This window comes from Chamaesiphon sp. OTE_20_metabat_361, assembly GCF_031364565.1.
The window spans coordinates 1-2,351 of the sequence record NZ_JANLWO010000319.1 but is presented as its reverse complement, the minus strand read 5'-3'; the positions used below and the strand labels follow the sequence as shown (position 1 = coordinate 2,351).

The window sequence follows — 2,351 nt, the reverse complement described above, 5'->3', positions numbered from 1 at the left end:
GCTAATTCATCACTATGGCGGCAATCCGCTGATGCTAAAGATGGTAGCAGCCGCTACCCAAGAACTGTTCGATGGCAGCATTGCCGAAGTCATCGCCGATCTCGAACGCGGAATTTTGGTATTTGAAGACATTAGCGATTTACTAGATCGGCAGTTTAAGCGGTTATCCCCAGCCGAACAGAAAGTCTTGTTTTGGTTGGCGAGTTATCGTGAGCCAGTATCCATCGCTAAAATTCGTAAAAGTATTGTCGGTTTGACCCCCGAACAGAGTGTACCAAAACAACTAAACTCACTGATGCGGAGATCGATCGTCGAAAAAACGGATGGGTTATTCTGTTTGCAGCCTGTGGTAAGAGTTTTCTTTACCAACAGTTGATTTACACCACTCAAGATCCACCAGTTAAGACGCAACTTAATTTTTCGATGTCGAGCGATTCCGCAAGGCGGAGGCTACGCCAACGAGTGTTGAGACGCTCGATTTAAATTAAAGCTTAACTGGTGGATCTTGCGTGGTGAAATTTGAATGAGTCTTGCAAACTGAAGATATAGCAAAAAACTGTCATCAATAATTTATTAACCACTAGCAAACGACTAAGACAGACAGCAAATTAGGAGAAAATCACATGACTCAATATGACTACATTATCATCGGTGCAGGCTCGGCAGGCTGTGTGCTTGCCAACCGCCTGACAGCAGACAGTGACACAACCGTCTTATTACTCGAAGCAGGCAACCCAGATACGAAACCAGAGATCCAAAGCCCGTCAGCAACCTTGCGCTTACTAGGTTCTGAAGTGGATTGGGGCTACTTCTCCGAACCAGAACCATCCCTAAGTAACCGCAAAATCTATTGTCCCCGTGGCAAAGTTTTAGGTGGCAGCAGTGCGATTAATTTCATGCTTTATAGCCGAGGCAATCGTCACGATTACGTTGGCGTAGCCTCTCCTTTGGAGAATCGCTGGCAGGCGTTGGGAAATCCTGGTTGGAGCTAATAGGAGATGTTGCCCTATTTCAAGAAATCCGAGCATCAGTGACGCGGTTGTTATTTGAGGGCACTCGCACCGTGGGGGTGGAATATCTCCACGAGGGCACGTTGCACCAGGTAGGAGTCAACGAGGAAGTAATTTTAAGTGCTGGTGCGTTCGATTCGCCCAAACTGCTGATGCTTTCCGGCATTGGGGACGCAGCACACCTACAAGCCTTGGGCATTTCTGTTGTCGCCGATCTGCCGACATGCAGAGCGATCGGGAGATCGGATCTTACATCCGATCCGCTTGCGAGACGATGTACCATCCAGTCGGCACTTGCAAAATGGGTACTGACCCAATGGCAGTAGTAGACCCCGAATTACGGGTACATGGAATCGATGGGTTGCGGGTGGTCGATGCTTCGATTATGCCAAAAATCGTGACAGGCAATACGAATGCACCCACGATCGCGATCGCTGAAAAAGCTGCCGATTTAATTAAAGCTGCACATTACTTACAGCAAAGACTTTTAGCACTGGCATAGTATTTCTAAAAGAGCGATCGAGGAATGTTCGATCGCCACAGCAGATGCGCCTACCACCTCTGGTGTAGCGATCGATTGGCTATTTAAAAGCAACCGTTTCCAAAAAAATTATCTCAAAGGGTATATCATGAACGCGAACTCCACCAATCTGACAGAGCAACCCGATGTACTACGAGAACACATCGATAGCAGCCTCACCAAAGCACAAGCACAAAAGAACATCCTCAAACGCAATAATTCTTGCTACAGTACAACCAACGCTATTCTCGGCGCGGTCGCCGCACTATTAGCAGGAACCGCAGGAACGGTTGGCAAAGCAGCAACCTGGAAACCGATCTGTCTGTTTGCTGCTGTCTGCTCAGTGGGTGCAACAGTGACCGCAAAACTGCAAACGACCGACCAGTTGACTCAAGTGAGTGAATGCGTGGGACAGCTTAAAGTACTCAAATTTGAAACCGTCCCGCTCACCTACGATTCAAAACAAGTTGGTGAGAAATATCAGCAAATTCTTCTCGCCTTCGATGTTTGATAGACCTCGTATGAAAGTATTTATTCGATATGCCAACTTTGACTACAGGAAATACGAACGCACCGACGTTGGCGTAGCCTCTCCCCTGGAGAATCGCGATTACCTCTCGGTGCGGCTACGCCAACGCTGAAAAAGCCGCCGATTTAATTAAAGCTGCACGTTACTTACGGCAAAGACTTTTGGCACTGGCATAGCCTCTCGTCTGGCAAATCGCATTAACTAATTCATCTCAGGAGAAAGATTCATGGAAACTATTTTGAAGAACACTGCCGTTCCATCCGGTGAAGGTCGATCGATCGAAGTGCTGCCA

The 2,351-nt window shown here is 47.6% G+C and carries 4 protein-coding genes and 1 pseudogene; all 5 read left to right on the top strand.

Annotation, left to right across the window (positions count from 1 at the left end):
* Window positions 1–376 (top strand): annotated as a pseudogene (locus RMO35_RS09485) (hypothetical protein); the annotation flags it as partial.
* A gap of 247 nt (window positions 377–623) precedes the next feature.
* Window positions 624–992, top strand: a complete 369-nt coding sequence (locus RMO35_RS09480) for a GMC family oxidoreductase N-terminal domain-containing protein (protein WP_309740557.1) — start codon at window positions 624–626, stop codon at window positions 990–992.
* Window positions 983–1,336 carry a GMC family oxidoreductase N-terminal domain-containing protein gene (locus RMO35_RS09475; RefSeq protein WP_309740555.1) on the top strand — a complete coding sequence of 118 codons (354 nt, stop codon included), beginning with the start codon at window positions 983–985 and terminating at the stop codon, window positions 1,334–1,336. The genes RMO35_RS09480 and RMO35_RS09475 overlap by 10 nt, the downstream gene beginning before the upstream one ends.
* Window positions 1,234–1,512, top strand: a complete 279-nt coding sequence (locus RMO35_RS09470) for a GMC oxidoreductase (RefSeq protein WP_309740553.1) — start codon at window positions 1,234–1,236, stop codon at window positions 1,510–1,512. The genes RMO35_RS09475 and RMO35_RS09470 overlap by 103 nt, the downstream gene beginning before the upstream one ends.
* 127 nt (window positions 1,513–1,639) lie before the next feature.
* Window positions 1,640–2,041 (top strand): hypothetical protein, encoded by a 402-nt coding sequence (locus RMO35_RS09465; protein ID WP_309740551.1) that lies wholly within the window; start codon window positions 1,640–1,642, stop codon window positions 2,039–2,041.
* Window positions 2,042–2,351: the final 310 nt, after the last annotated feature.